This is a genomic window from Arthrobacter sp. SD76 (assembly GCF_049726125.1).
Classification (GTDB): Bacteria; Actinomycetota; Actinomycetes; order Actinomycetales; family Micrococcaceae; genus Arthrobacter; species Arthrobacter nitrophenolicus.
Map to the genome: position 1 here is coordinate 4,258,271 of NZ_JBNBLR010000001.1, position 21,810 is coordinate 4,280,080.

Consider the following 21,810-nt stretch of genomic DNA (forward strand, 5'->3'; position numbering starts at 1 on the left):
GGCGTTGGGAGCATTTTCAATAGTCCGGCCGGAGGCTATCCGTAGGTGTCCCGTGGTCCGCGGCCATTGACGGTCCGTCCGCCCTTGCGCCAGCTGGGCGCGGAGGGGCCCAGGACCTGGATGCTGGTGACCACCCCGTCGCCGAGTTCCACGCGGAATTTCTCCAGCAGGCTGGTGCTGAGCAGCCGGAGCTGGGTGGCCCATGCCGTGGAATCACACCTGACGTGCAGGGTAGTGTCCGTGAAGCTCTCAGGGGTGCAGTGCGCGGAAATCTCCGGGCCCACGAGGGCAGGCCATTCCGCCATGACGGAACCCACGGCCACCGGCGACGTCCAGCCGCGTTCAGCCACGAGGCGTCCCACCACCTTGCCAAGGCCCAGGGGATCGCGGCCGGTGGAATGGAACTGGCTGAAACCGCGGGTATCCCGGATTCCGCCCCTGGCTTTGGAAGAACCCGGCCGAACGGCCTTCCGGCGGACTTCGCCCCGGGCAGCCGCGGCCTCGCGCATCCTGTTCAGCGCTGCCTGCGGCGCATCGATGCTGTCGGGATCGCGGCCGGGCTGCAGCCCGCCGCCGTTGTCACCGTCCCTGCTCATCAATACCTCCCGGGATGACTTTCACCCGCCGGCCGGACAGCTCTTCCGGGATATCGGCGTCGACGGCGGCGGTCACCAGGACCTGTTCCGCGCCGGAGACTATTGCCGCCAGTTTACGCCTGCGCTGGACGTCCAGTTCGGCAAAAACGTCGTCAAGGATCAGGATCGGTGCAGAACCACCGGTGCGGGCGTCGTCGAGCATCACGTAGTAGGAGGCCAGGCGCAGGGACAGGCACATGGACCAGGTTTCGCCGTGCGACGCATAGCCCTTGGCCGGGGCCTGCCCCAGGACAAGTTCCAGTTCATCGCGGTGCGGTCCCACCAGCGAAATGCCCCGTTCCAGTTCCTTCTTCCGTGACTCAGCGAAGGCGAGGACATACCGTTCCGTGAGCTGTTCGACGGAAAGCCTGCGCAGGTCCTCGGTCCCGACGGCGTCTCCCGGCACTCCGCGCGGCGCACCTGCCAGGGGGGCGCCGTCGTCGTCCATCTGGTTCTGGAGTGTGGATCGATAGGTGGCATCGGCTGGCTTGGATGCGTCAGTCAGTTCCGCATAGGCGCGGGCAAGGTGCGGCCGGAGGCGTTCCACCAGTTCAAGGCGTGCGTGGAGGAGCTCGGCGCCGGCGCGTGCCATGTGCTGGTCCCACACATCCAGGGTTGCCTCGTGTCCGGAGGTGAATTTCCCGGACCGTGCCGACTTGAGCAGGGCGTTGCGCTGTTTCAGCACCCGGTCGTAGTCGCTGCGCGTGGCGGCATGATGTGGAATGAGGCTGGCCAGCAGTTCGTCCAGGAACCGCCGGCGGTTGGCGGGATCGCCCTTCACCAGGGCAAGGTCCTCGGGAGCGAACAGGACTGTCTGGCAAATCCCCAGCAGGTCCCTGGCCCGGACGGGATTGCTGCGGTTGATCCGCCCGCGGTTGGCGCGGCCGGCGTTGATCTCAAGCTCCAGGATGGTGGTCTGGTCCCCGCGGACCAGCCGTGCACGGACCAGCGCCCGGTCGGTCCCGAACCGGAGCAGGGGGGCATCGGAACTGACCCGGTGGGAACTGAGCGTGGCGAGGTACCCGATGGCTTCCATCAGGTTGGTCTTGCCGATGCCGTTGTATCCCACCAGGACGGTGACGCCCGGCTCCAGGGCAAGGTCCACCTGGGCGTAACTGCGGAAATCGGTCAGGGAGAGGTGTTCCAGGTACACGCGGGTTTCGACAATTCTGGGGACAACGGCGGTCCCCGGTGGGTGCTACTTGGCAGGACGGGTTGCGTGTCCGCCGAACTGGTGGCGGAGGGCGGACACCATCTTCATGGCGGGTGAACTGTCCTCCCTGGACTCAAAGCGGGCGAACAGTGCGGCGGTGATGGCCGGGGCAGGAATTGCGTTGGCGATTGCTTCTTCCACAGTCCAGCGCCCCTCGCCGGAATCCTCCACGTAGTCATCAATGTTCTGCAGGCCCGGGTCCTCCTCCAGCGCCTTGACCAGCAGGTCAAGCAGCCAGGACCGCACCACCGTGCCTTTTTGCCAGGCGCGGAAAGTGCCGGGCAGGTCGTTGATGATGTCCTTGGATGCAAGGAGCTGGTAGCCCTCGGCATAGGCCTGCATCAGGCCATACTCGATTCCGTTGTGGACCATCTTGGCGTAGTGACCGGCACCGACCCCGCCAACGTGGACAAAGCTGTCCGCTCGTTCCCCCTCGGGGCGCAGGGCATCGAACACGGGCAGTGCGCGTTCGATGTCAGCCGCATCCCCGCCTGCCATCAGGCCGTAGCCGTTCTGCAGGCCCCAGACACCGCCGGAGACGCCGCAGTCGGCGAAGCGGATGCCCTTGGCAGCAAGGATTTCGCCGTGCTTCTGGTCCTCGGTGAAGCGGGAGTTGCCGCCGTCGATCACCAGGTCGCCCTGGTCCAGCTTGTCCGCCAGCTCGGTGATGACCGCATCCGTAATCGCGCCGGCGGGGACCATCACCCAGATCAGCCTGGGGACGGGGACTGCGGCGAGCAGCTCGTCCACGGAGGCAACATCGCTGATGTCCGGGTTGCGGTCGTAGCCCGTGACGTCGATCCCGCCTTTGCGAAGCCGCTCGCGCATGTTGAATCCCATTTTGCCAAGGCCAATCAGTCCAATGTGCATCAGGAACTCTTTTCTGCGCGGTGAATGGGTGGCGGTGGTTGGGGCCCATCGGCGAGCCGATGGGGACTGAGTCAGGGAGGCGGACCGGCATCACCAGGTAGCGGTAGTCGTCCTGGTCCTCGCCGTCGGCGTCCGCCTGGGCCGTGATCATGGCCGGCTTCGGCGCCGAGGTGAAGGAGAACCGGACGAACTTGGTTTCGATCACGCTCAGGCCTTCCACCAGGTAGTGCGGGTTGAAGGCCACGGTGATGTCGTCCCCGGAAAGCTGTGCTTCCAGCTCCTCCGAAGCCTGCGCGTCCTCACCGGTGCCGGCGTCGAGGTTCAGCTGGCCTTCCGTGAAGGCCAGCCGTACCGGGGTGTTCCGCTCGGCCACGAGCGAAACACGGCGGACTGCCTCAACCAGTTCCTGGGTTTGCACGGTGGCATGGATGGGGGTTGATTCCGGGAACAGTGAGCGGATCTTCGGGTAATCGCCGTCCACCAGCAGCGAGGTGGTGGTTCGCCCGCCGCTTTCGAAGCCGATCAGGCGGCTGTCGTCGTCGGAGAGTGCAAGGTTGATGTCCCCGCTGTTGCCGAGTGTCTTGGCGACCTCGTTGAGGGTTTTCGCCTTGACCAGGGCGCTGGTGGAGATACCCGGCGTCACCGGCTTCCACGGGACTTCGCGCATGGCGAGCCGGTACCGGTCCGTGGCCAGGAGGGTGATCAGGTCGTCTTCGATCTCCATCCGGACACCCGTGAGGATGGGGAGGGTGTCGTCCTTGCTCGCGGCGATGATCACCTGGGAAACAGCCTGGGCAAAGGCATCGCCGGGGACTGTGCCGCTGATCGCGGGAAGCGCGGGCAGGGGCGGGTACTCGGCCTCAGGCATGGTGGCCAGGTGGAAGCTGCTTCGGCGGCAGGTGAGCGTCACTTTGTTGCCGTCGGTTTCGACGTCGACCGGAGCGGAGGGAAGGCTGCGGCAGATATCCGCCAGCAGCCGGCCTGACACCAGGATGGTGCCTTCGTCCCGGATGTCCGCGGCAATTTCGAGCCGCGCGGAGGTCTCGTAGTCAAAGCTCGAGAGGCTGACGGTGCCGGCTTCGGCCTTCAGGAGGAGGCCGGACAGGACGGGTACGGGCGGCCGCGGAGACAAGGACCGGGCTGTCCAGGTGACGGCTTCTGCCAGGACGTCCCGATCGACTCTGAACTTCACGGAAGGGTGCCGCCTTTCATTGCTGCTGCGTTTGGGTTCCGGCACTCCCGCGGTAGGAGTCCCTGGAAAGTGTTGTCCCGCCCTGTTTGGCGCATGGTTTGCACTCGGCGGACCACGCACGGACCCAGGGATGGGAGCGCTGCTGACAGCTTAGCCGGAACATCCGCGATTAACCCATCCCCCAGTCCGGCCTCAAGGGGTCCGGGCCGCCCGGCCCGCCCGGCAGAGGTGTGCAGATCGATCTTGTTGTTTGAGGGACTTCGATTTTTTTGGGATTAGTAGTGTTAATAACTGCTGTGGAAACTGTGGATAACCGTGCTTCAGCCTGCGTTCGAGCGGTTAAGCCCTGTTCATGGACTGTGGGTGGAGCAGGTTTTAAACAGGGTGTGGATGGGGACAGAAATTTTCGCCGTTTTCGCGATCCACAGGCGGCTTAAGGGTTTTAAGCCCATTAACCGCGGTTGTCCCCTTAACTATCCACAGCCTTATCCACATGCACCTGTTAATAAGGTATAGGTGGCGGGTCAGGAATCGCGCTGCTGTTGCTTAATCCGGTTGGTCAGCTCTGTCACCTGGTTGTAAATCACACGGCGCTCGGCCATGAGTTCACGGATCTTGCGGTCCGCGTGGATGACCGTGGTGTGGTCGCGGCCGCCGAGCTCCTGGCCGATCTTGGGCAGGGACATGTCGGTGAGCTCCCGGCACAGGTACATCGCGATCTGCCGCGCCGTCACCAGCGTGCGCGTGCGCGACTTGCTGCACAGCTCTTCCATGCTGAGCTTGAAGTAGTCGGCCGTCTGCTGGAGGATCTGGCTGGATGTGATTTCCTGGGCGCCGTCGTCCGTGATGAGGTCCTTGAGGACCATTTCCGCCAGGGCCACGTCCACCGGCTGCCGGTTGAGGCTGGCGAACGCCGTGACGCGGATCAGGGCGCCTTCGAGTTCGCGGATGTTGCTGGAGATCTTGGAGGCGATGTACTCAAGGGCGTCATCCGGTGCCGAAAGTCCCTCGCTAAGGGCCTTCTTCCGGAGGATGGCGATGCGGGTTTCGAGTTCCGGCGGCTGGATGTCCGTCAGCAGGCCCCACTCAAAGCGGGATTTCATCCGGTCCTCGAAGCCAGCCAGCAGCTTGGGCGGCTGGTCCGAGGTGATGACCACCTGCTTGTTGTTGTTGTGCAGCGAATTGAACGTGTGGAAGAACTCCTCCAGCGTCCGGTCCTTGCCGGCCAGGAACTGGATGTCGTCGATGAGCAGCACGTCCACGTTGCGGTACGTGGTTTTGAAGCTGGCGCCTTCGTCGTCGCGGATGGAGTTGATGAAATCGTTGGTGAATTCTTCGGAGTTGACGTAGCGGACGCGGATGCCGCTGTAGAGGCGCCGGGCGTAGTGGCCGATCGCGTGCAGCAGGTGCGTCTTGCCCAGCCCGGAATCGCCGTAGATGAACAGCGGATTGTAGGCCTTGGCGGGGGCTTCGGCAACTGCCACGGCCGCAGCGTGCGCGAAGCGGTTGGACGAGCCGATCACGAAGGTGTCGAAAACGTACTTGGGATTCAGCCGGCCGAACTCATGCGAGGTGCTCGGCAGCATGGGCTGGGGCTTCTGCTCCACCAGCTGGTCCGAGACGAAGGACGGTTCGACGACGGGTTCAGGTTCTTCGTGGACGGGCACCAGATCGGTATCGACGTCGATGGCGCACCGGATGTCTTCCGAGAAGACGCTGTGCAGGGCATCGTCGAGGGCATCCTTCACCTGGGTCTGGAGCACCTCGCGGGTGAGTTCGTTGGGTACGGCCACCAGGAGGGTGGAACCGATCAGGCCCTGGGCCTGGGCGAGGATGACGAAGCCGCGCTGCCGCGGGGAAACGCGGTGGTCCTGCTCCAACAAACTGACCACCCGGCGCCAGGAACTTCCGACAGTATTGGCGTGGTTGGCTTCGTCTACTGTCATCAATGGGTTCCCTCAAAACTTGCTTTGCCTGCAATGCCTGCAGCCCAAAGTCCGGAACCAGGGTGCTGGCCCAGCTTAATCCACAGGGTTATGCACAGTCCGTGGATAATCGGCTACTGAGCCACTCTAGGGGATGAAAAGCCTAGAAGATAGCTGGCCAGTTGCTTGTGGATAATTACACGGTTGTGGTTCCCGAAAGGGGGCTGTGAGCCACTTCATCCACAGGCTTTGAGGGGTAGTTAGGAACAGCTGGGGATAGCGCTCGGGGGCCGTCCCGGTTTGACGCAGGGGCTCAAATTGCCCTAACGTTGTGAAGTCCTTTGTGTCCGCTTTTTGGCCCCATCTGAATCTCCCAGACGCTCCGCGTTTGGGCAGCCGGGGGAAGCGTGCATATACAAAACTTAGCGTCGGCCAGTTCTTCCCCATACTGATCGGGTGGGCGCACCTTTGATCCACTGGAGTAACTAACGTGAGCAAGCGGACTTTTCAGCCGAATAACCGCCGTCGAGCCAAGAAGCACGGCTTCCGCCTTCGTATGCGTACCCGTGCCGGCCGCGCCATCCTGGCAGCCCGCCGTGGCAAGGGCCGCACCGAGCTGTCGGCCTAAATAACCTGACTTGTCGGTAGACATTCCTTTGCGAGTTTAAGGTGCTGGCCGCCCGCAACCGCCTGAGGACTGCTACCGATTTTTCAACAACTGTACGTTCCGGTGTCCGCAATGGGCGCCGGAACGTAGTGTTATATGCGGCAGCTATCGCTGCCGACGAACCCAGCCGGATCGGGTTCATCGTTTCCAAGAGTGTAGGGAACGCTGTGGTCAGGAACCTCGTTAAGCGAAGACTGAGGGAAGCGGGTGCCGCCTCGCTGCGCGAGCACGGCACCGGTTTCGCCATAGTGGTCCGGGCGCTGCCCGCGTCCGCCTCTGCCAGCTGGGACCAGCTGCTGAAGGACTACAACGCTGCACTGGAATCGACGCTGACCCGGCTGGCCGGACGCCCCATACAGGCGGCCGCAAATGGTTCGGCTGGTACAACACAGGAGGGGACATCGCGTGCGTAACGCCACCGCCGTCGTCGCCCGTCTCCGTCCTGTAGCCGCCGCCGTCGGAATGTTCCTGTGGAACCTGCCCCGGAACACCCTCATCGTGCTGCTCAAGGCTTACCGCAAGGTGATTTCACCCTTGTACGGGCAGGTCTGCCGTTTTTTCCCTTCATGCTCGGCTTATGCCCTTGAAGCGGTTACTGTCCATGGCGCCGTCAAGGGAAGCTGGCTCGCAGTCCGGCGCCTCGGCCGCTGCCATCCATGGAACGCCGGCGGTGTGGACCACGTCCCCGCCGGAAAGCGGGACTGGCCGGAGAGCCAGGCCCCCACAATTGTTGTGCTGAACAACCCGGACAAGTACCTGGCTGCTCGGACTGATGGAGAAGGCCGCAGTGCGGCCTGACGAATAGGGATAAGTATGGACTTCTTTGAAACAATCATGTTTCCGTTCAAGTGGCTTGTGTCCATCATCATGGTGGGCTTCCACGAGGGCCTGACCGCCATCGGCCTGCCCGAGGCATCGGGCTGGACCTGGACTCTTTCCATCATCGGGCTGGTGCTGGTGATCCGTGCCGCCCTGATTCCCGTGTTCGTGAAGCAGATCAAGGCTCAGCGCGGCATGCAGCTCCTGCAGCCGGACCTGAAGAAGCTCCAGGACAAGTACAAGGGCAAGACCGACCAGCTGTCCCGCCAGGCCATGGCGCAGGAACAGATGGCCATGTACAAGAAGCACGGCACCAACCCGTTCTCCGCATGCCTGCCCATGCTGATCCAGATGCCGTTCTTCTTCGCGCTGTTCACCGTCCTGTCCGGCATTTCAGGTGCCCGCGACAAGGGCGAAGGCATCGGCGCCATGAGCCACGACCAGGTAGTGCAGTTCGACGACTCCACCATCTTCGGGGCACCCCTGAACGCAACGCTGCTGCATGGCGGCGGCGGCGAGAACCAGATCACTGTTGCCGTCCTCTCGATCCTGATGATCCTGGCCATGACGGCCTCGCAGTTCATCACGCAGAAGCAGATCATGGCCAAGAACATGTCCGAAGAGGCCATGGCCAGCCCGTTCATGCGCCAGCAGAAGATGATGCTGTACATCCTGCCCATCGTCTTCGGTGTGGGCGGCATCAACTTCCCCATCGGTGTCCTGATCTACTGGACCACCACCAACCTGTGGACCATGGGCCAGCAGTTCTTCGTCATCCGCCGCATGCCGACGCCGGGATCCCCCGCCGCCAAGGCCCTTGCCGAGCGCCGTGCCGCCAAGGGCCTGCCCGCCCTGTCCATCCTCAGCGGCAAGAAGGATGACGACGCCGATGCCGCCGCGGCAGCAGCCGTTGCCGAACCCAAGGGCCAGCGTGTCCAGCCCCAGCGCAAGAACAGGAAGAAGAAGTAATGTCAGCCGAGAGCACCGAACACGCCCTTTCTGAAGACATGATCGAAGAGCAGGACGAGTCCGTGAACGAAGAGACTTCCGCGCCGAAGATGTCCGCTGTCAGCCGTCTCGAGGAAGAGGGCGACATCGCGGCGGACTATCTTGAGGAACTGCTGGACATCGCCGATATCGACGGCGACATCGACATCGAGGTCCGCAACGGCCGCACCTACATTTCAATCGTTGCCGAGGAAGAGTCCGAAGGCTTGGAGAGCCTGGTTGGCGAGGACGGTGAGGTCCTTGAAGCACTTCAGGAGCTCACGCGCCTTGCGGTGCTGTCCGCAACGGAGAACCGGTCCCGGCTGGTCCTTGACATCAACGGATACCGCCAGGAGCGCACCGGCCACCTGCAGAAGATCGCGGAGGACGCCGCAGCCGCAGTGAAGGAAACCGGCAAATCCGTGGCCTTGGAACCGATGAGCGCCTACGAACGGAAGATCGTCCACGACGCCGTCGCAGACCTGGGGCTCGTCAGTGAGTCCGAGGGCGAAGGCAGCGGACGCCACATTGTTGTATCCGCAGACTAGAGAATTGCTGGCCCGCTGAACATGGTTGACATCACGGCACCTGAGCTTCTGGCCGCCGAAAAAATCTTCGGCGACCGCCTTGATCTGGCCAAGCGCTACGTTGAGCATCTTGCCACTTCGGGAACTGAACGCGGCCTGATCGGGCCGCGGGAAATCCCCCGGTTGTGGAGCAGGCATGTGCTGAACTGCGCTGTCATCGAGAGGCAGATCCCGCACGGCAGCCACGTAGCCGACGTCGGCAGCGGGGCCGGCCTGCCTGGTCTGTGCCTCGCCATCGCCCGGCCCGACCTGGAACTGACCCTGATCGAGCCCCTGGAACGCAGGGTGATCTGGCTCCAGGAGGTGGTGGACGACCTCGGGCTGGACAACGTGACGGTGATGCGCACGCGTGCCGAACTGGCCGTTGGCCATGTTGATGCCGACGTGGTGACGGCGAGGGCAGTCTCGGCATTGAGCAACCTCGCAGGGCTGACCATCCCCCTCTTGAACGGCAAGGGCGAAGTTGTTGCCATCAAGGGACGGAGCGCCGGCGAAGAAATCGAAAAAGCCGCCAAGGTGATCCGCAAACTGGGCGGCGTTGAAACGTCAGTCCTGACCGTGGGTGACAACCTGCTTGAGGAACCCACCACGGTAGTGCGCATCGTTGTAAACAAGTCCCAAAAGAAGTCCTAGTCCTGGCCCAGGTAGCCGTAGTCTGCCGGGTCAAGCAGTTAGGCTAGTCAACGGCAGCAAAAAATGGCTGAACGAGAGTGAGTGTGCCCCAGTGACCAGTAGTGAAGCCTCCGCACAACGGATACCGCCGTTTGTGTCATTGGGGTCAGCTCGTTCCGTCACTGGACCGGGACTTGCCCCTGGCCGGGGCGGGAATCATCCGCAATCGGTAGCGAATGCCGGATCCGCCGCCCTCGTTTCACGTGAAACAACCCCTGCCGGTAGATCAAACATCATTGACGCGATGGATGATTCCAGTCCTATCGCCCGCGAGCTCGCGCACGAAACCAAGCGCCGGGAGCGCCTCATGGGCCGCAAGCTGCCCCGGCCGGAGAAGACCCGGATTTTCACCGTGTCCGACCAGAAGGGTGGGGTGGGAAAGACCACCACCACCGTGAACATCGCGGCCGCACTGGCAGCAGCCGGACTGAATGTCCTGGTGATCGATATCGACCCGCAGGGCAACGCCTCCACTGCGCTGGGCATCGAGCACCACGCGGATGTCGACAGCATCTACGACGTCCTCATCAACGATGTGCCGATGGCAGACGTGGTGGCCCAGTGCCCCGATATCGAGAAGCTCATTTGCGCGCCGGCCACCATCCACCTCGCAGGCGCGGAGATCGAGCTGGTATCGCTGGTGGCGCGTGAACAGCGTTTGCGCCGGGCCATCGATGTATATGCCAAGACGCGTGAAAAGAACGGAGAGGAGCGGCTGGACTACATCTTCATCGATTGCCCGCCGAGCCTCGGACTTCTCACAGTCAACGCGTTCTGCGCTGCCAACGAGGTCCTGATTCCCATTCAGTGTGAGTACTATGCGCTCGAGGGACTCAGCCAGCTCCTGAAGAACATTGAGATGATCCAGAAGCACCTCAATGACGAGCTCGAAGTTTCCACGATTCTGCTCACCATGTACGACGGCCGGACCAACCTTGCTGCACAGGTCGCTGCCGAAGTCCGCACGCACTTCCCGCAACAGGTGCTGTCTGCCGTAGTACCGCGCTCGGTCCGTATTTCCGAGGCGCCGAGTTACCAGCAGACTGTCATGACGTATGACCCATCCTCCAGTGGCGCACTGTCTTACCTGGAAGCCGCTGCTGAAATAGCAGAACGCTAGAAATCTTCAAACTGCAACGACCGGAACCGGCACTGCCTGGTTCTACCACTGGAGGGATTTATCCATGAGCGAGAAGCGACGGGGCCTAGGCCGCGGTCTTGGCGCGCTGATTCCAAGTTCCGCCGCATCAAACGGGCAGGGGAACGGGGCAGCGGTATCCCGCCCGGTGGACCTCTTCTTTCCTGAGGGACGGAAGAAGACTGATTCGCCGGACGCTGCTGCAGGCACAGCCCAGTCAGTTGCAGACAAGCTGATCGCTTCCCCTGCCCCCAGGACCACGTCCAGGCCGTCCAGGAATCAGGATGGTGATACGGAGGCAGCAGGCACTTCTTCCTCCGCTACCGATTCTGCAGGTGCCAAGAAGACGGAATCTTCCTCCACTTCTGCTGCAACCAAGAGTTCGGCGCGCAAGGGTTCGCCCGCCAAGGCGGATGTCACGAAGCCGGCTGAGGCCGAAGTCCGCGACGACGAATCCTCGGATGGGTCCACGGCGGAGCCGGTCGCTGCCCCCGCGCTGATTGACGACGGGGTGGAGCTCGTCGAAGTTCCGGGTGTCCGCTTCGCCGAAATACCGGTTATGGATATCCATCCCAACCGAAAGCAGCCGCGCAACGTCTTCGATGAGGACGACATGGCGGAGCTGGTGCACTCTGTACGGGAAATCGGCGTCCTTCAGCCAATTGTCGTCCGTAAGTCAACCGAATCCGGTAGCGAGCCGTTCGAGCTCGTTATGGGTGAACGCCGGTGGCGCGCAGTCCAGGCGGCGGGGCTGGACACCATCCCGGCCATCGTCCGGGATACCACCGACGACGACCTTCTTCGCGATGCTCTGCTCGAGAACCTCCACCGGAGCCAGCTGAACCCGCTGGAAGAGGCTGCGGCGTACCAGCAGCTGCTAGAGGATTTCGGTACCACCCACGAGCAGCTGGCCGACCGGATCGGGCGCTCACGGCCACAGGTGTCCAATACGCTGCGTCTGCTGAAGCTTCCTCCCCTGGTCCAGCGCCGCGTTGCCGCCGGCGTCCTTTCTGCGGGGCATGCCCGCGCCCTGCTGTCCCTTCCGGATGCCGCGGCCATGGAGCGGCTGGCACAGAAGATTGTTGCCGAGGGCATGTCCGTGCGCGCCACCGAAGAGGCGGTCACGCTCTACCAGGATCCAGCCAAACCGGTAAAGAACAACATTCCCCGGCCTGGTGCCCGCCATGAACGGCTCGACTATCTGGCTTCATCCCTCTCTGACCGCCTGGACACTAACGTGAAGATTTCCCTGGGTGTCCGGAAGGGGAAGGTCAGCATTGAGTTTGCGAGTGTTGAGGACCTGAACCGCATCATGGATGTATTGGCTCCTGGTTCCACCAACTAGCAAGTTCTTGTGAAGAGGCCCGGTTCGTTGCGAACCGGGCCTCTTCTGCGTCTGTTGGGGGCCCTATACTTGCCAATGAACGTCATGAGACAGTCCAGATCACTATTCGGAAATCTCATTCTTCACAATTCAGCAATTTGTATTGCCCCTCGCCCTCCCGTAGAAGAGGCAATCGACGTTTTGAAGCACCGAAACTGCACTATATATGGCCGCAGATCTATTTGTGAACCAGCTCCGCAGAAACCACACGTGGACCGGCTCAGCTCGATGCCGTCATCTAGTTTTGCGTTTCACGTGAAACACGTCGGCCTACTATGCCTAGCGTAGAAGGTGCCCATCGATAGAAGAGTCAGGATATCGGGCCCCCTCCACCTGCGGAGAAATGCGACATGCTGCCTGATTAATTTCGACGAGCTTGCGGCAGAACGTCGGGGCGTCCTAGGCGATTTGTAGAAGCAAAGGCGTCGGACTCCCCTATATTCGATATATGCGACCCTCAATCCGCCATGAAGCGCGGGTGTGTGGCGTTCAGTGAACAGAGTTCTGGTTCTCGATCTGAATCTAGATCCGACCAGTGGGACTATTGCCTGCACCCATCCCAAGCTGGTCTTCTCCGAAAAATACAAATGTCCCGGCCATTTGCGTGCTGTACATCCCTTACGCTTGATCTCGCGCGATACAGGTCAAGCCATAGAAACGGCAATCGCGACGGATCCTGCGGAAAAATACGACAAGTTTGTGGCTGGAAAGGAGACGTGTCCCGCTGATTGCCGGTCCGCCCCTGGATGCGGCTTTTGTCGCAAGATTACCTGACAAGAAGCCCAGGAATGTCACCCACACGCTGAAACTACCCATTCCATGGTCCTCTGGTGGCGTTTCACGTGAAACATCAAGATCCGCTAGCCCTTCGGATGATGTCCTACGGCACGATCACCGGAGCGCCACCCATGGCGTCAGCATACCCAAGGGCGATATTCACTCTTTCAATATGAGGCAGCACCGCTATCCAGGCCCAACCGTGGCGTTTGCAAATCTTTCGACGCTGGCGAAACTGGGGTGCCTTCGCGATAAATGCATTGGCGCCGTCAGTAGAATGCCTTCCACTCCGATTGAGTGTGCAGCAGGAGGGCTATCTATTCTGACCCATTTGGCCTGATGTCGCTAGCCATTTCCAATGGTGCGGTTTACCCGCAACAAGCGGGGCAGCTGTTTCACGTGAAACAGAACGTAGGCCCGCTGACGTCACGGACACCCCCCTAGCGGTACCCACACTCGAATTCGCCGCTTCCTCGGACGCCGCGGCCCACATGGTTCTGTGACCATACAGGCGGCAACCTTCAGTTCTTCCTTTGTTCCATCCGGCCGAGCAGTACGTTCTGCCGGACGCCAAGGGCGACATCCGACTCCGATACTCCGATATGACCGGAATCCGCAGCAATGCAGTGTGAGGGCATACAGCGGACAGGACGCGCAGACGGAGTGGTTCCGCGGCCTTTGATGGGACCTTTCTGTGCCACGGTCGCGCAGCCCGCCTCCTCGTGGCCAATCCCCGGGACGGGGTATGGACCCCTTTCCTCTGTGGGAAGTAGGCGGCTGGCTCCGCTTTGACATCCGGTAGACGCTCCGCTCCTGCCGGGGCACGACAGGCGCTGCTGGTAACTGGCTACCACCGCTACCGACATACCGCACCTGTCGCTGGGATGTTCCCAGGCCCGTAGCTGACCAACAGGTCTGCTTCGAGCGGCCGGGTGCGGACCTTCCGGACGCCGCAGCCGGGCCAACAACAGGAGCGTCTGCCAGACCAAAATGAGGCTTTCCAGCCTATCCGCACCCTGCGGATCGCGTTCCGATATCGGTGGATATCCCTGTGGATAACGTGGTGGATAACTCGTGTTCATCCTGTTCATTCCGTCCGAGGACGGCGAGCCCTACCGGGCAGATCGACCGTAGCCTCGCAAGCTCGACGGTCCGTCGTTGGCAAGGGACATGGCTAGCGCTTGTTTCACGTGAAACCTAGCACCCTTATGAATCGCTAGTAATGGGGGCTTCTTAGTCGTGGAAAGCACGAAGCAGGTTGATTTTCTCGCCCAGTGAACTAAGCTTTCGCCTCCGGTCACTACCAATGCGGGTCGCCGCTTCCATCCGAAGACGCCTGCACGCTCCCCGGCTCCTTTGTCCTGCCAGGACACCGCCTAGCAGTGCCCACGAGGAGCTGTCTTCGGGGTTGAGTCGCCTGTGGATAACTGTGTGCATAAGATCACTAGCGGCCTGTGGAAAACTTGTGAATAGCGGTGGGCGCTAGCGGCCCAGATTTGGTCCGAGAGCTGACGCTTCAACCCCTGCAACCGGCGCCTCTGCTGCTGAGATCCGCTTGTGCCCTGGTAAGCTGCCGTCGGACCGATCATGCCTGGCCCTCCCACCCATTGCGATGAAGCCAGTGTTGAACGAAGCGGCTCCCACTGGGCGACGCGCCCCGCAGACGAATTTTGATGTGTCGGTCTCCGGATTCGTGATGCTTCCACCGTACCTCCGCGATGTTTTGGATAGCCGCTCTGGGTACGCCCGCGATTGCCGTTGCCGCGATATCCCATCGACGCCACGCGTCAAGAGCGTAGTGACCTAGCACCAGGGGCTACCGCGATGCCCTGAGCCTGAACATTCGACTCGGATCCTAAAGGAAAAGGAGGATGCCACCTTAACGACTGCGTTCCGGCTGCCGGTGATTCCGGCGGCCAGCTAGTGAACCTTGCGTTCTCCTTTCCGTCTCTTCCGTTCAGCTCTTTTTTCACGCGGACCGTGACAGCTTCACGCTCCTACTGTTTCACGTGAAACAAGGCAGCGGGCGTGGTGATTTTGCAGCTTCGGATCGCAACGGGAACGGTCCCGGCGGATTGGAAGCCAGGACCGGTCGACCTGCGGACCTGCCAGGCCGGCTCAGACTGTGCAGCCCATGAGCGGCTATTGACACGCCGCCATACGGGTAACGCCAGAAGAAGAGCCGATGCAACGTGGTGGCCGTATCGGTACGCCAAGGAGCCTCACTGATTCGCGATATAGGATTCGGAGGTCCGGGTGAGTTACAAGTCAGGTCGAGGACAGGCTTGCGGTCAGGCTCAGGATTAGGCCGCGGTCCAGTTCCAGTCGGGCGATCTGGCCCTCGCTATGCCACTTCTAACTCACCCTGTTAAGACGTTTTGCGGCACAAGATCCTGCTTGCTTCGGCAACGGCAGCGGAACTGACAGAATTGCACCTAGCAACGCACTTCCCCTTGCTGCAGTGAGTCCTATGTCGCTGCAGCGGGTCTTATGTTGGGAGCTGGGATGCGTCTCTTCGTGTAGGAAGTCGAATCAGTCTTGCGAGATTTGGGCGTAGGCTGCTTAGTTCTTCGCCCGGGCCATACCCGGGTACATGAGCACTTCTGTTTGCTGCCGGCCACAACATCTTGCATCCAGTGGCAGATTGCCGTTGGGAGTTCGGTGGACGTAGCACCCCAATTCGAACTATGAGCACATCAGTACAGTGCGCGCAGCTTGTCTGGGGTATATCGCTGCGAGTACGTGGGTCTGGTTGTGATCACGGTGAGCTGTGCCAGTAACCAAGCACTTATGCTTTCATCCAAGGGAAGCAGGCGTCTGATTACTTCAACTCAAATTTGTGAGGGTCCATGGTGCTGTGGCTCTGCCGCAATGGCGCAGCTTGTTGGGGTGCGTGGGCCAGTGATGTTTCACGTGAAACGCCGATCAAGCAGCGCCGGGCTATGTCGGGAGCCCAACGCCGTGGGCATCGGTGGTCTTGCTTGTGCTCTGCCCCAGCTACTTCCCAATTGTGCCGGTGAGCAGACATCTACGTACCTCGGCGGTAAACACCGTGGACAACTCTCTGTCATCGGAAGGTCTACGGCGACAACCAAGCAACCCCCAAGGGCTCCGCGAACCACAAGTGCATGTTCCACGTGAAACATGGCCTGACCCTCGTGCCGATCAGCACTGTTGCATTGTCGCGTAATGGGGCAAGTACTTGTAGGGTTTCACGTGAAACGTGACTCACCCCTCCCCGTGCGGCTTGTTGCACGAGCGCGGGCGTTACAAGCCAGGCAAAAAAGTGGCCACCACCCGAGGGCGATGACCACTTTCGACGTTCTCGATGAAGAGCCCGGAAGAGCGTTTACGACAGGACGTCCGCGAATTCCTTCTCGAAGAACTGCTTCGGCTTTGCACCGATAACCGTGCTCTTCACTTCTCCACCCTGGAACAGGTAGACGGCCGGAATCGACGTGATGCCATACTCCGCAGCAATGGAGGGGTTGTCATCGACATTTACCTTGACGACATCAACCTTCTCGCTGTACTCAACGGAGATTTCGTCGAGGATCGGACCGAGCTTGCGGCAGGGGCCGCACCATTCAGCCCAGAAATCGACAATTACCGGCTTTTCAGAGGACAGGACGTCCGTTCCAAAACTTGCGTCAGTTACGTCTTTTGCGTTGCTCATTGCGTTCTCTTTCTCCTCGGTTCGTAGGTTGCTGACTTATGCGGGCAGGTTGGCCAGGTAGTGTTCCACATCGATGGCAGCCACACATCCGGAACCGGAAGCCGTGATGGCCTGGCGGTAGGTGGGGTCGATGACGTCCCCTGCAGCGAAAACGCCGGGGATGCTGGTTTTGGAGCTCCTCCCCTGCACGGCGATGGTTCCTTCGGGCGTCAGGTCGAGGACATCCTTGATCAGGTCGGTCCGGGGGTCGTTGCCGATGGCCACGAACACACCGGTCACGGCAAGATGCGACTCCGTGCCATCGAGGGTGCTCTTCAACGTCAGGCCGGTGACTTTGTCTTCGCCAAGGACGTCCTCCACGGTGCTGTTCCAGATGAAGTTGATCTTCTCGTGGGCCAGCGCGCGGTCTGCCATGATCTTGGATGCCTTCAGAGAATCGCGGCGGTGTACTACCGTGACTGATTTTGCGAACTTGGTGAGGAACAGGGCCTCCTCCATCGCGGAGTCGCCGCCACCGATGACGGCAATGTCCTGGTCCTTGAAAAAGAAACCATCGCAGGTTGCACACCAGCTGACACCGTGTCCGGAGAGCCGCTTCTCGTTGGGAAGGCCCAGCTCGCGGTACGCGGAGCCGGTGGAAAGGATGACTGCCTTGGCCTGGAAGGTCTCCCCTGTCGCAATGGTCACCGTCTTCACGGCGCCCTGGAGATCCAGTGCCGTGACATCCTCAAACTGGATCTCGGTGCCGAAGCGTGCGGCCTGTTTCTCGAAATTCTCCATGAGGTCCGGACCCATGATGCCGTCGGGGAAACCCGGGTAGTTCTCAACGTCGGTGGTGTTCATCAGTTCACCGCCTGCGGTCACAGAGCCGGCGAGCAGCAGCGGCTTCAGGTTGGCACGGGCCGTGTAGACGGCGGCTGTGTAGCCGGCCGGTCCGGAGCCGACAATGATGACATCACGCACTTCGGACGCGGTGTTTTCTGCGATGGTCACTGAACGGTGAACCTCTTCCTTACTTGACGCGCCCCGCTGTGGAGGCCGGCCACATGGCACAACTGCTACTGGATGCTGAATATTCCGGCGCTGGATTTGGGATGACAGCCGGCGAACGGCAAAGTGCGGCCCCCTCCAGGCGCTCGTTCCAGATTACCGCCCCGCCAGAGCCAAGGACGACGGGAGGGCACGCCGTCGAATCCTGGATGACGCGATGCGTCGCCCCGGCCGGGCACCACTACCGGCGCGGATAGAGGAACGGCCCTCCCCCGAAGGCAAGGGCCGTGTACCTGAGGACCGCAGACGTCCAATAAGCCGCTACTGGACCTTGATCTCCGCCAGGCGCAAACCGTAACCATAGCGGGTCTTTGGCGCGGCCAGCTTGGGAAGGGAGTTGATCGAAACGATGACGTACTGTGCCTGGGCAGGTTCTGCCAGCGGCATGTTGAGGTCCGTGGAAGTGAAGCTGCTGGTCCCCACTGCACGCGCCCCGTCCAGCGATGGGCGGTCGTTGGTGTAGACCGTGATGTTGCCCCCGGAGCCACCGAGTTGGGACAGGGTGATGGAGGAGACCGCAGCGGGCTTCTCGAGCTTGACCACGAGCGGTACGCCCTGGGCTGCCAGGCCGCCCCAGTTTTCGGTGGCGAATTCCATGTCTGACCAGTAGCTGGCTGCGTTCCCGTCGTAGGCCTTCACCAGGTCACCGTCGAAGGTCGCGGCAAAGTCGAAATTGCCCTGGCGCGAAACGCTTTCGATGGCCGGCGGTGCGGCAGGCGGAGCGGAGCTGGGTGCCTGGGTTGCCGCGGCTGATCCTTCGGGAGCACTGGTGGGGGCCACCGGTGCGGGGTTGTTTGCCTGCGGCTGGGAGAAGAGGCTGCCCAAACCGGTCAGCGCCCACACGAGGCCGGCAATGAGGACGACGGCCAGCAGCCCGCCCACCAGCCAGCGCATGGAGCGCGGTTCGCGTTCAGGCTCGTCGCGGTCGCCGTCGTAATCCCCCGGGTCGGCGAAGGAGACGCCGGCAGCAGCGGGTGCCGCGGCCCGGGCGAACATGGCGGGCTTCTTGTTGACCGGCTGGGGTTCATCGTACGGCTCTGAGTCAGCGTGGTACTGCTCCTGCTCGTCCGCCTGGGCGTAGTCGTCGTCGGACCACAACGACACTTTGGGCTTGCCGGAACCGGTATCCCCGACCGCATTGCCAGGGGCGGTGGCGGGAGCTGGAGCCGATCCGCTGGATACATCCTGCACCGGCTGGGCGGCGGTGGCGTCCGGATCAGCGTGGCTCGTTGCTGCTTTGCCGGTAGCGGACCCCGCAGCAGCGGCGGCACCGCCAGCAGCCCCCGCGGCAGCAGCACCGCCGATTACCGAAGCTCCGCTCCGGCCGCTTCCGGGTGCCGCAGCGGGACGCGCGGGAGGCTTGGGCGGCACAACAGGTGCGGTCCGGTAGGGGTCCACCTGGCTTTGGTGCGTGTCGCCGTAATTGATATATCCGGCGTCGACGTGGTCTTCCTCGTCGTAGGGCTCAGGCTCACGGGAGCGGGGCTGGCCGAAGATCTCGCTGCCCAGCGTGTCAGTGAAGAAAGGCTCCACGTAGGGCGGGTTCGAGGCGACCACAAGGTCCAGCAGGTCAGCGGCGGAGGTGTGGTTGGTAATAAGGTAGGTGGCGGCATCGCTCACGCCGAGGTCCAGGACCTGGACGGTACCAGGCCGCTCACCCGTGGCTACTTCGCGGGCGCTTTGCGCAACCTGCTCCGTGTTCTGCGGACCGGCAACCAGGATGCTGACCGGCCGGTTCAGGACCTGGTCCACACCGTCCAGCACCAGATCGTGGTCGTGCGAGGCCAATACCGTGGCTGTGACCTTGTAGCGGCCGCCCAGTACTGATCCGACATCGATCGGGTTGGACACGTGTTCCTCCTAGACTGTCCGGGGTTGCCGGCATGGATGATGCAACCCCCGTTCAAGGACCCGCCGAGTGGCTTGCCCCCGAATGCAACTCCCCCTGTACCTTTCCGATCCTAGCGGATTGCGTCCGGCACGCCGCGGACTATGGCCGTCGGGAGCGGCCGGGAGCCTACTTTTTACGCCGTCGCCGCTGCTTGAAATAGGGGTTCTCGCCGGCCTTCCCCTGGAAGGTGCGGCGCCCGGGGGAGCGGAATCTGCTCGCGGAGCAGGCCTCCCCGTGCGGTGCCGGGCTGGTCCTCGCCGGGCAGGTACCCGCCGTCGGACTTTTCCTGGGGGCCGCCATCATGTGAATTCGCACCGCTTGCCGTCCGCTCCGGCTCCGGGCCGGCACGGAAGGACACCGCGTCAAATTCGCCGGAGATCCTCAGGGATCAGGCCGGTATCCACGGAGGTGGTGGCACGCTCGGGGCGGTGCATGCGGGCCTCCGCCGAGGCACCTTCCACCGATGGGGTCCCTTCCGGGGCGGACGACGGCGGCGCCCCGCCTTCCGCGGCAGGAGCAGCGGGGCCCCCACGGCCCAGGCGGCCAAGCAGCGGCCGGAGCAGGTCACGCAGTTCCGCAACCCGGAACAGCTTCAGCAGGAAGAAGTAGGCCACCAGCATGACGGGGCCCACCACCACCACCGTGATCAATGCAGTCAGGCGGTTCTGCCAGGCGAAGCCATCGGGGCTGTAGCTGCCCATCAGCCAGAGGGCCCCGGCACCGGCGATTGCCGAACCCAGGGCGGCGTAACCCATCCGGATGTAGGAGTTGGCGATCCGTGGACCGTCCAGGTGTCCCAGGAGCCGGCGCAGGAAGTAGGCGCTGATGACCACGGAGAGGATGTTTCCCACCATATACAGGATGGCGATGGCGTAGATGATCTGGTTTACCGGCAGGAACTGGATGGCAAAGGCACCCGCCACGTAGACCACCGCCAGCAGCAGCTGGATGTAGAACGGCGTGCGCGCATCCTCGTTGGCGTAGAACACCCGGGACATCATGAAGTTCGCGCTCATGAAGGGAGTGCTCAGGGCGAGGATGGTGAGCGTCTGGGCCAGCATCACGCCGTCCTGGCGCGAGCCTCCGGAGAAGAACATGCCGAGCGGTCCGGCCAGCGCGAACAGTGCCAGCGCGCCGAACACGGTGGCGACGGCCATGGTGCGAAGCCCGTGGGACAGCGCATCGCGCAGTTCGTCCCGGTTGCCGTCCTGGGACGCGCGGGTCATCCTGTTGAACAGCACCGTGGCGAGGGACAGCGCGATGATGGAGTGCGGCAGCAGGTACAGCTGGCTGGCGACCTCGAGGACGGCGTTTCCGGGCAGCATGGCGGCTGCCGGGTCGCCCGCCTCCTGCAGCCGGAGGCGTTCGGCACCGGGAATGGTGGCGATACGCATGACGTAAAGGAACGCGAGCTGCCCGACGGCGGCCGTCAGGAGCGTCCATACGCTCAGCCTGGCTGCCTGGCCGAGTCCGACGCCCCGCCAGCCGAAGCGCGGCCGCAGGCCGAGCCGGAGCCGGAAGACCGGGATCAGGAGGATGGCCGTCTGGGAGACGACGCCGATGGTGGAGAACCCTGCCACAAAGAGCGTCTGCGTATCGCCCCAGTTGTCCAGGCTGTGGGGATTGGCCTCGTTGGTGCCGAAGATCCAGATGAACATCCCCAGCCCGGCGATGGCCACGATGTTGTTGAGGATGGGCGCCCACATGGCCGGCCCGAACGCGCCGTTGGCGTTGAGGACCTGGGTGAGGAGGGCATACAGGCCATAGAAGAAGATCTGCGGCAGGCACCAGAAAGCGAACGTGACTGCCAGCGCCTTTTGCTGCGGTGAATAGCCCTGGGTGGTCAGGTCGATGACCCACGGGGCGGCCAGTGTGACCATGGCGGTCAGGCCCAGCAGGAGCAGGACAGCAAGCGTCAGCAGCCTGCTGATGTAGTCGGCTCCCCTGTCCGGCGCTTTGCTGGCCTTGATGATCTGCGGCACCAGGACCGCGTTGAACACGCCGCCGGCCACCAGCAGGAAGATCAGGTTGGGAAGGTTGTTGGCATTGATGAACGTGTCGTTGACCGTGGAGCCAAGCCCCAGGGCAGTGCCGAGCATCAGGTCTTGCCAAATCCCAGGAAACGCGAAACCAAGGTCCCGGCGGCCATGATGGCACTGGACCGGGTTTCGCTGGCACCCGCCGCAACCTGCGGGGCATCCGGACCGGCAAGGTCCGGCCCGCCCGCTTCCGGGGGCACGCCGTCGGGAACCGCATCGCCGCGGCGGCCGGCGTTATCGGATGGAGAGTTGGTAGCTGACATCGAGTTCATCGTCTCACCCGCAGGG

15 protein-coding genes and 2 pseudogenes are annotated in these 21,810 nt (G+C 62.4%); 8 read left to right on the forward strand and 9 right to left on the reverse strand.

Translation table 11 applies throughout. The features are described from left to right. Positions 1-35 precede the first annotated feature (35 nt). The 5 genes and pseudogenes from ACPEE0_RS20610 to dnaA form a co-directional block, all read right to left on the reverse strand. The gene (locus tag ACPEE0_RS20610; RefSeq protein WP_424575189.1) at positions 36-596 is read right to left on the reverse strand and encodes a DUF721 domain-containing protein; all 561 of its coding nucleotides are present in this window, start codon (positions 594-596) and stop codon (positions 36-38) included. Beyond that, positions 580-1,788, reverse strand: coding sequence for a DNA replication/repair protein RecF (gene recF / locus ACPEE0_RS20615; protein WP_009357112.1), 1,209 nt, complete (start codon positions 1,786-1,788; stop codon positions 580-582). The genes ACPEE0_RS20610 and recF overlap by 17 nt, the downstream gene beginning before the upstream one ends. A gap of 45 nt (positions 1,789-1,833) precedes the next feature. After that, positions 1,834-2,718 (reverse strand): phosphogluconate dehydrogenase (NAD(+)-dependent, decarboxylating), encoded by an 885-nt coding sequence (gnd, locus tag ACPEE0_RS20620; RefSeq protein ID WP_354176144.1) that lies wholly within the window; start codon positions 2,716-2,718, stop codon positions 1,834-1,836. A 70-nt stretch (positions 2,719-2,788) separates the two neighbouring features. After that, a pseudogene (gene dnaN / locus ACPEE0_RS20625) lies at positions 2,789-3,910 on the reverse strand (DNA polymerase III subunit beta); the annotation flags it as partial. Between the two features lie 524 nt (positions 3,911-4,434). Further along, positions 4,435-5,856, reverse strand: coding sequence for a chromosomal replication initiator protein DnaA (dnaA, locus tag ACPEE0_RS20630; RefSeq protein ID WP_009357110.1), 1,422 nt, complete (start codon positions 5,854-5,856; stop codon positions 4,435-4,437). Between the two features lie 469 nt (positions 5,857-6,325). On the opposite strand from dnaA, the gene rpmH reads away from it, so the two are divergent. The 8 genes from rpmH (at position 6,326) to ACPEE0_RS20670 (ending at position 12,050) form a co-directional block, all read left to right on the forward strand. After that, entirely contained in the window at positions 6,326-6,463 is a 138-nt protein-coding gene (gene rpmH / locus ACPEE0_RS20635) for a 50S ribosomal protein L34 (RefSeq protein WP_003800212.1), read from the forward strand. Between the two features lie 41 nt (positions 6,464-6,504). Continuing rightward, entirely contained in the window at positions 6,505-6,915 is a 411-nt protein-coding gene (gene rnpA, locus ACPEE0_RS20640; protein ID WP_035752146.1) for a ribonuclease P protein component, read from the forward strand. Beyond that, on the forward strand, positions 6,908-7,300 hold the full coding sequence (gene yidD, locus ACPEE0_RS20645) for a membrane protein insertion efficiency factor YidD (RefSeq protein WP_009357108.1): 393 nt from the start codon (positions 6,908-6,910) through the stop codon (positions 7,298-7,300). Before rnpA ends, yidD begins: the two co-directional genes overlap by 8 nt. 15 nt (positions 7,301-7,315) lie before the next feature. Further along, on the forward strand, positions 7,316-8,290 hold the full coding sequence (gene yidC, locus ACPEE0_RS20650) for a membrane protein insertase YidC (RefSeq protein WP_009357107.1): 975 nt from the start codon (positions 7,316-7,318) through the stop codon (positions 8,288-8,290). Further along, entirely contained in the window at positions 8,290-8,856 is a 567-nt protein-coding gene (locus tag ACPEE0_RS20655) for a protein jag (RefSeq protein WP_009357106.1), read from the forward strand. The genes yidC and ACPEE0_RS20655 overlap by 1 nt, the downstream gene beginning before the upstream one ends. 21 nt (positions 8,857-8,877) lie before the next feature. Further along, positions 8,878-9,528 (forward strand): 16S rRNA (guanine(527)-N(7))-methyltransferase RsmG, encoded by a 651-nt coding sequence (gene rsmG, locus ACPEE0_RS20660; protein WP_009357105.1) that lies wholly within the window; start codon positions 8,878-8,880, stop codon positions 9,526-9,528. Positions 9,529-9,619: 91 nt separating this feature from the next. After that, the gene (locus ACPEE0_RS20665) at positions 9,620-10,687 is read left to right on the forward strand and encodes a ParA family protein (RefSeq protein WP_424575190.1); all 1,068 of its coding nucleotides are present in this window, start codon (positions 9,620-9,622) and stop codon (positions 10,685-10,687) included. A 64-nt stretch (positions 10,688-10,751) separates the two neighbouring features. Further along, positions 10,752-12,050 (forward strand): ParB/RepB/Spo0J family partition protein, encoded by a 1,299-nt coding sequence (locus ACPEE0_RS20670; protein ID WP_354176148.1) that lies wholly within the window; start codon positions 10,752-10,754, stop codon positions 12,048-12,050. Between the two features lie 4,165 nt (positions 12,051-16,215). Here ACPEE0_RS20670 and trxA read toward each other — a convergent pair. From trxA to murJ, 4 genes and pseudogenes are all read right to left on the reverse strand, one after another. Continuing rightward, positions 16,216-16,542, reverse strand: coding sequence for a thioredoxin (gene trxA, locus ACPEE0_RS20675; protein ID WP_009357103.1), 327 nt, complete (start codon positions 16,540-16,542; stop codon positions 16,216-16,218). Positions 16,543-16,578: 36 nt separating this feature from the next. Continuing rightward, complete coding sequence (gene trxB, locus ACPEE0_RS20680; protein ID WP_354176150.1) at positions 16,579-17,535, reverse strand: thioredoxin-disulfide reductase; 957 nt, start codon at positions 17,533-17,535, stop codon at positions 16,579-16,581. Between the two features lie 318 nt (positions 17,536-17,853). Further along, positions 17,854-19,443 carry an ABC transporter substrate-binding protein gene (locus tag ACPEE0_RS20685; protein ID WP_424575191.1) on the reverse strand — a complete coding sequence of 530 codons (1,590 nt, stop codon included), beginning with the start codon at positions 19,441-19,443 and terminating at the stop codon, positions 17,854-17,856. A gap of 166 nt (positions 19,444-19,609) precedes the next feature. After that, positions 19,610-21,785, reverse strand: a pseudogene (gene murJ, locus ACPEE0_RS20690) (murein biosynthesis integral membrane protein MurJ). Positions 21,786-21,810: the final 25 nt, after the last annotated feature.

What these genes read in the sequence shown, in the direction of transcription:
- ACPEE0_RS20610 (WP_424575189.1), bottom strand. Translation starts at nt 596, where the DNA reads ATGAGCAGGGACGGTGACAACGGCGGCGGGCTGCAGCCCGGCCGCGAT.
- gnd (WP_354176144.1), bottom strand. Translation starts at nt 2,718, where the DNA reads ATGCACATTGGACTGATTGGCCTTGGCAAAATGGGATTCAACATGCGC.
- dnaA (WP_009357110.1), bottom strand. Translation starts at nt 5,856, where the DNA reads ATGACAGTAGACGAAGCCAACCACGCCAATACTGTCGGAAGTTCCTGG.
- yidC (WP_009357107.1), top strand. Translation starts at nt 7,316, where the DNA reads ATGGACTTCTTTGAAACAATCATGTTTCCGTTCAAGTGGCTTGTGTCC.
- ACPEE0_RS20655 (WP_009357106.1), top strand. Translation starts at nt 8,290, where the DNA reads ATGTCAGCCGAGAGCACCGAACACGCCCTTTCTGAAGACATGATCGAA.
- rsmG (WP_009357105.1), top strand. Translation starts at nt 8,878, where the DNA reads ATGGTTGACATCACGGCACCTGAGCTTCTGGCCGCCGAAAAAATCTTC.
- ACPEE0_RS20670 (WP_354176148.1), top strand. Translation starts at nt 10,752, where the DNA reads ATGAGCGAGAAGCGACGGGGCCTAGGCCGCGGTCTTGGCGCGCTGATT.
- trxA (WP_009357103.1), bottom strand. Translation starts at nt 16,542, where the DNA reads ATGAGCAACGCAAAAGACGTAACTGACGCAAGTTTTGGAACGGACGTC.